A 5914-nucleotide genomic window follows, 5' to 3' on the forward strand; every position below is an offset into this window, starting at 1 on the left:
GCCAATCAGTGTTGGACGGGTGTAATTTCAGCTATTCAGTCATTATGAGGGTTATGACATTTTTGGTGGGGGTGCTAAAATCTGCTTCTAGTATCAAAATGAGAATTACTGCTTTTCGTCTTGATGGAGTCTTTCTGCCTCAAAATAATCACCCTAGATTTAATCGTAAAACCGGGGTTGGGACGAGGATAAAGTTATCCCCTCACCCAACCTTACTTACCAACGATTTAAGAAACCGCCACCATTACCCCAGCGCGGTCGGGAATTAAAGAAACCGCCACCGTCAGACCAACCATTACGCCAGGGCCGCGCATTAACGAAACTACCACCGCGACCATCTACCCAACCACCGGCACGACTATTCCCCCAACCGCGATTGCCACCATCTCCCCAGCCTAAAGCTTGTAAACTAGGATCGGCAGTACCTTCCGGCAGTTGGTTAACCCGTTCGCGTACAGCGCTAGATAGACGACTTAAACGCGCTTCAATGGGATTAGCCTCGTCTGAGGCGGCCTGAGCGGTGCTAGTCAGACCGAAGGCAGATAAAGCGAGAAGAAAGCCGACTAAACCGGTTTTATTGCGAATATTCACCTGAATTTATGCTCCTATTTGGCTTCTTGGGGATTAATTTGGGCGTGTTCGATAACTTTGAAGGCAAAAAACCCCTTTAATAATTCTGGGGGGATGGGAACCATGCCTTGACTACCGAACCAGCGATCGATTTGACTAACGGTAGCCGTATCATTGGTGATGTAATCCTGCATCATTTTAACAATGGCATAGTTGACATCATCCAAAAAAGTAGAGTTATTTTCGGGAACCATGCAAGCGATGCCAAAATTAGCTAGAGCTTCTTCGGGGACGATTTCGTAGATTTTAGGGTTATCTCTGAGGATTGTTCCCGCTAAAGAAATGCTATCCCCCGCTATTGCGTCGATTTTACCGGTTTTTAAAGCTTCGATCGCTTCTTCTACGGTGCTGTAGGTAGTAACAATTGTCGCTTGCGGTTGTACTAATTTAATCACATCCACGGCCGCAGAAGTGGGAACCAAGGCGATGCGTTTACCGATTAGGGATTGAGGAGTGGAGAGATTGCTCCCTTTTTTAGCTAAAATCCTAATCCCAGAAATGCTGTAACTGATGGAAAAATCGACAACTTTCGCCCTTTCCCAAGTAAAAGCCGTACTACAAGCGATATCGATTTCCCCGCTACGAATGAGATTAATTTTCTCTCCGGGTTGATTAGCTTCAATCATTTGCAGGGTGACGGGACGACCGAGACGAGTTTCCAATCGTTTTCTAATTCGTTCTAACACATCCATAGAATAGCCGACTAATTCCCCTTTATCATCGATGTACGAGTAGGGAATCGCATCAAAACGGGTTCCTACGGTCAAAAATCCCGTGCGAGCCACTTTTTCCACCACTGTTTCCGCTAAACTTGCACTAGCGAGGAACATAGGCAATATGCAACCTAGTCCCACTAACTGTAAAATTTTCTTCATAAATCGAGTGCTTGCTCCCGTACAAACATAACTATACTAGAATTCGCTAAAAAATCTTCAAGGTTTCCATAATAATTTCTGTGAACTTTTACAAATTAGATGGCGGTTCAAGGCGAATTAATTGACCGTTACCTTCATCGGTGAGCAGGTATAAAAATCCGTCGGGACTTTGACGCACATCCCGCACCCTCTGACCGATGGGAATCGCTTCTTGATTGATAATGTCACCCGATTTATCCACTTCCAGACGCCGAATATCCCCGGAAACTAAACCACCGGCGAATAAATTTCCCTGCCAATTAGGAAAGCGATTACCGGTATAAAAGACCAATCCCGAAGGAGCGATCGCAGGTGTCCAAATTGTTTTCGGATCGATCAGCCCGGGGCGAGATTTTTTGCTGGAAACTGGGGTATTAGTGCCGTACTCTTGACTGGCAGAAACCACTGGCCAACCGTAATTTTTACCTTTTTCAATTAAATTTAATTCATCCCCTCCTTTTGCTCCGTGTTCTGTTGCCCAGACTCTTTTAGTCATTGGATCAAAGCTGATTCCTTGAATATTCCGATGACCATAACTCCAAATTTTAGAACCCGCAAAAGGATTATCTTTAGGTAGAGAACCATCGTCATTGATGCGGATAATTTTACCTAAATGACTTTGCAGATTTTGGGACTGTTTTCTAATTAAATCTCCCGCTAATTGTAGGGGAGGATTACCCCCGTCCCCAAGCGCTACCAATAAAGTGCCATCCGGTAGCCATAATAACCGCGAACCGAAGTGTTGAGAGCCGGTTTTTGCCTGGGAAACTTCAAAAATAACCTGCACATCTCGCAAACTTGTACCATCATAAACCGCACGAGCGACGCGGGTACGATTAGCCTCCTGGTCTCCGTGGGCATAAGTTAGATAAATCCAGCGATTTTGGGCAAATTGGGGATGAATTGCCACATCGAGCAGTCCTCCTTGTCCGACGGCAAAAACTTCGGGAACTCCAGCGATGGCTTTTGAGTCTAATTTACCCTCTCTAACCACTCTTAAACGACCGGGGCGCTCTGTGATCAGGATTTCCCCGTTAGGTAGCCAAACCATCGACCAAGGATGCTCTAAACCCTCGATTACGGTCACTTTTTGCCATTGATTTGTCTGGGAATTATTCGCCGAAGTTAATACATTTGCACCTTGACAACTGGAGATAATCATGGTAAGCAAAACGCTAGATACTAAAGGCGAGAAAATGCGATTGAGAGAATTAAGCATTAGTTGGTAACTCCCCAAGTTTGCCATAGCATAGACATCATTAAGGTTGGTTCGGGTTAATTGCTCGTACAAACTATTTGGCAATACCTCTAATTTTCGCTTTTACTTTTTCAATGAATGAAGAAGAATTCACATCATGGAGATGTTGTTTACTCGCTTTATTTAGGATTGATGCCACTAAACCAAAGGAGGACTGAGAAGAAAAAATCAAATCATTACAACTAGCTAACAAATACATATCCATTAATGCTTCTCATTTTGAACGCAATCGGGACATTGATCCCAGTTCTGGTGCATTCTTTCTCCTGAGGGTGGAAACCATTTTGTGGTGGTGATAATATTTGGGAACTCCTGTTGAAATTTTTCAACAACTTCTTGAGAATCTGTGGACAAGAAAATGCTGTTAAATTTATTGTTTTTGTTGATTTTTTTAGTATTAGTAATTAGCTTATCTAAAGGAATCTTCATGTCTGTGTATCTGACATGAACGCCTAGGGTATTCACTCCAAAGTAAGATGATCTGAAATCTTCGATAGACTGAACAATTTCAGGTTTCAGGCTTAGATGAGAGTTTAATACCTGTTTGATAATAGTACGATCATCCATTTTTGCCAAGTAATCGAACTTGCCATGAAAAAGTTGTCTCATCTGGTTGATTTTATGAGTATAGGCACAGAAAACCAGAATCTCACTCTCATAATTTGTTCTAGATAATTCAACCGACATAGATTGATCCGAAATACTTAAATCTTTTCTTAGTCCACCAAAAGATTGATTTAACTTATCAATCCATATCTCAGGATAGACAGACTTGCTATCAGGTATAGATTCTACTGAAGCGGTCTTTGGACAGTTAAAAAATAGAGGGAAGGAATTGATATTGTCATGACAATAAGTATTATCCCGCCAATCAATAACTAACTGGCGATTACTAATTTCACTATAGATTATTGCACCACAGGCGGCCAGAATTCGGTTTCCCATGCCAGAGGAACCTTTACAAATCAGAAATTTTCTAGAGCTATTCATATTTTCTATTAAGTATCTACTAAACTATAAACCTAGGCGACGGCGAGCTCTTTTCAAACTAAAGGGGGAGTGAGCCATAAATAGCTTCACAAATTCTAGGCGACGCAGATAGAATCTGTTGGGTTAAACCCTTTAAAACTTCCTTGAGTAGATCGGGACGAGTAAAAACTGTTAAAATAACTGGCGGCAAATAACTAGGTAAAGGCATCTCATCAAGAGACATTGGTAAATTTGTTAAATTCATAGACTACCGCAAAACAAAATTTTTAACATCTGTACAAATCACGCCCTATATATTAACACCTTAATTTGAGTTTGTCAAGCTTAATTACACTTCGATAACTCCCAGCTAGAATTGTTTGACCTTAACTTGAGAGAAAACTTTTATTATAATGTTCGGATATCCTATCTCCTTTTCATGACCACTTATTAACCGTAGCTTCCTATCCCTAGATAAAATTTTACAACCATAATCAGCGATTACTAAAAATCATATCCTTAAAAACCCCTATCGGTCATTAAAGAGATAGGGGATAATTATTTTAGATACTTTATGTTTTTTCTGACTTGCTTTTATAAGTATCTTGAGTCAGATAGCGGATGCGAGATTTCAGAAATTCAGCGACTCCATAAATTTCATCAAGACTGTCTATATTTGTGGTTGCTTCTTTACCAGTTTCGACATTATCGGGAATACTGATTGATTTCTTACCAGTTCTTTCATGGAAGCGCAGACGACAGACTGTTTTAGTTACTTTTCCATCTAAGTTGATACCAAAATAACTTCTAGTGTCTTTGAATTGAATGCGTGCGGTATTGATTTCTTCCCGTAGAATTGATTTAATAATGTAAAATCCTTCCAATTCTTCGGGGGTCGTATTAATTTTATCTTCCCCTGTTTCTTCTGGTGGAGTATCTTCTGCTGCTGATGTATCAGGAGGATTTGTTTCAGGTTCTTTTCCTAAAACTTCCTCAAATTTTTCTTTGATGATATCATTGATATACTCTTTGAGAGAACGCTTAATAATTTCTTTGAATTTTTCGACAACCGATGCAGTTCTCACCCCAGAATACACATGACTAACAAAAAACTTAACAAATTCGGGGGAAGGATCATTTAATTGCTGGGCAATCACTTTTTTAACTTCTTTTGTGTGCAATAAATTGCGAGCAACCTCTTCTAGTTCGTCAGAATTAAAGCTAGATTTAGAAAATCGTTTTAATTCGTTAACAGAAGAGTCGTCAAAGTCGAGAATGTTAAACTCAAAAAATGGCTTATCGTCCATGATATTATCCTTGACGATATCCGTATAAAACCGATAGATAATCCCATTAGTTAAAACTCCAAAGTTAGCTCCAGTTGCGTTAAAATATCGATGCAGTTGGGAACTATGTTTAGGATGCTCAAGATTTTGATGACAGCTTTTACATTCCATCAAAATAATCGGTTGATTGTCCAAACAAATAGCATAATCTACTTTTTCCCCTTTTAATCCAGTTAAATCGGCACTATATTCGGGGTGAACTTCCATGGGATTGAATACATCGTAACCCCATGCTTGCAAAAAAGGCATAATAAAAGCTGTTTTGGTTGCCTGTTCGTTTTGGATTTGAGAACGAGAGGTTTCAACTTTTTGAGCAATTTCTTTGAGTTTATCGATTTCCATGATAGCCTCATTATCTAGGATGTGTGGGTTCTCAGCCTACCCACAATTTAACCTTTTTTTAGATAAGGGTCAAGCATTTTTTACTGTCATCATAATTAATTCAAAAATATTTACACTAATCAACCGCCATACAGTCTTTTTATGCTATCATACTTAGTAAAAGTTTATTTTCAAGAATTTCTCCATTTGATCAAAGACAATGCTTGCTTTAGAACAGCTTTATGAAAAAGAATATGATCGCTGGTTAAGTGAGACGATCGAGTTATTAAAAAATCGTCAGTTCGATCGGGTAGATTACGAACATTTAATCGAGGAGTTGGCAGCTTTGGTACGAAGCGAAAAAACTGCTGTTAAAAGTTTAAGTTCGCCGATTCAAGTCTGAAGTGCATCACCTGAAAAGCTTGACAGAGGAAAGCTCATCAGTTAAAGTCGGATATTGATCAAAACAAACAGAC

7 protein-coding genes are annotated in these 5914 nt (G+C 39.9%); 1 reads left to right on the top strand and 6 read right to left on the bottom strand.

The features are described from left to right. Positions 1 to 216 precede the first annotated feature (216 nt). The 6 genes from grrA to BGL89_RS19985 all read right to left on the bottom strand — a co-directional run bounded on the left by grrA (position 217) and on the right by BGL89_RS19985 (position 5459). Positions 217 to 591 (bottom strand): GrrA/OscA1 family cyclophane-containing rSAM-modified RiPP, encoded by a 375-nt coding sequence (grrA, locus tag BGL89_RS19960; protein WP_286827276.1) that lies wholly within the window; start codon positions 589 to 591, stop codon positions 217 to 219. Between the two features lie 14 nt (positions 592 to 605). After that, on the bottom strand, positions 606 to 1505 hold the full coding sequence (grrP, locus tag BGL89_RS19965) for an extracellular substrate binding-like orphan protein GrrP (RefSeq protein WP_012266460.1): 900 nt from the start codon (positions 1503 to 1505) through the stop codon (positions 606 to 608). A gap of 88 nt (positions 1506 to 1593) precedes the next feature. Then, positions 1594 to 2763, bottom strand: coding sequence for a PQQ-dependent sugar dehydrogenase (locus tag BGL89_RS19970; RefSeq protein ID WP_286827277.1), 1170 nt, complete (start codon positions 2761 to 2763; stop codon positions 1594 to 1596). A 243-nt stretch (positions 2764 to 3006) separates the two neighbouring features. Next, positions 3007 to 3792, bottom strand: coding sequence for an O-fucosyltransferase family protein (locus BGL89_RS19975; RefSeq protein WP_286827278.1), 786 nt, complete (start codon positions 3790 to 3792; stop codon positions 3007 to 3009). Positions 3793 to 3850: 58 nt separating this feature from the next. Then, positions 3851 to 4036: a hypothetical protein gene (locus tag BGL89_RS19980; RefSeq protein WP_286827280.1), complete on the bottom strand. Its 186-nt coding sequence runs from the start codon at positions 4034 to 4036 to the stop codon at positions 3851 to 3853. 307 nt (positions 4037 to 4343) lie between these two features. Next, positions 4344 to 5459 carry a type I restriction endonuclease gene (locus BGL89_RS19985; RefSeq protein ID WP_286827281.1) on the bottom strand — a complete coding sequence of 372 codons (1116 nt, stop codon included), beginning with the start codon at positions 5457 to 5459 and terminating at the stop codon, positions 4344 to 4346. 199 nt (positions 5460 to 5658) lie between these two features. Here BGL89_RS19985 and BGL89_RS19990 point away from each other — a divergent pair, with 199 nt between their 5' ends. Beyond that, positions 5659 to 5841: a DUF29 family protein gene (locus tag BGL89_RS19990; protein ID WP_286827282.1), complete on the top strand. Its 183-nt coding sequence runs from the start codon at positions 5659 to 5661 to the stop codon at positions 5839 to 5841. Positions 5842 to 5914: the final 73 nt, after the last annotated feature.

The organism is Microcystis sp. LSC13-02 (assembly GCA_002282935.1).
Lineage (GTDB): Bacteria > Cyanobacteriota > Cyanobacteriia > Cyanobacteriales > Microcystaceae > Microcystis.

Excerpts from the sequence above, each read along its gene's own strand:
- grrP (WP_012266460.1), bottom strand. The coding sequence starts at position 1,505 with ATGAAGAAAATTTTACAGTTAGTGGGACTAGGTTGCATATTGCCTATG.
- BGL89_RS19970 (WP_286827277.1), bottom strand. The coding sequence starts at position 2,763 with ATGCTTAATTCTCTCAATCGCATTTTCTCGCCTTTAGTATCTAGCGTT.
- BGL89_RS19975 (WP_286827278.1), bottom strand. The coding sequence starts at position 3,792 with ATGAATAGCTCTAGAAAATTTCTGATTTGTAAAGGTTCCTCTGGCATG.
- BGL89_RS19980 (WP_286827280.1), bottom strand. The coding sequence starts at position 4,036 with ATGAATTTAACAAATTTACCAATGTCTCTTGATGAGATGCCTTTACCT.
- BGL89_RS19985 (WP_286827281.1), bottom strand. The coding sequence starts at position 5,459 with ATGGAAATCGATAAACTCAAAGAAATTGCTCAAAAAGTTGAAACCTCT.
- BGL89_RS19990 (WP_286827282.1), top strand. The coding sequence starts at position 5,659 with ATGCTTGCTTTAGAACAGCTTTATGAAAAAGAATATGATCGCTGGTTA.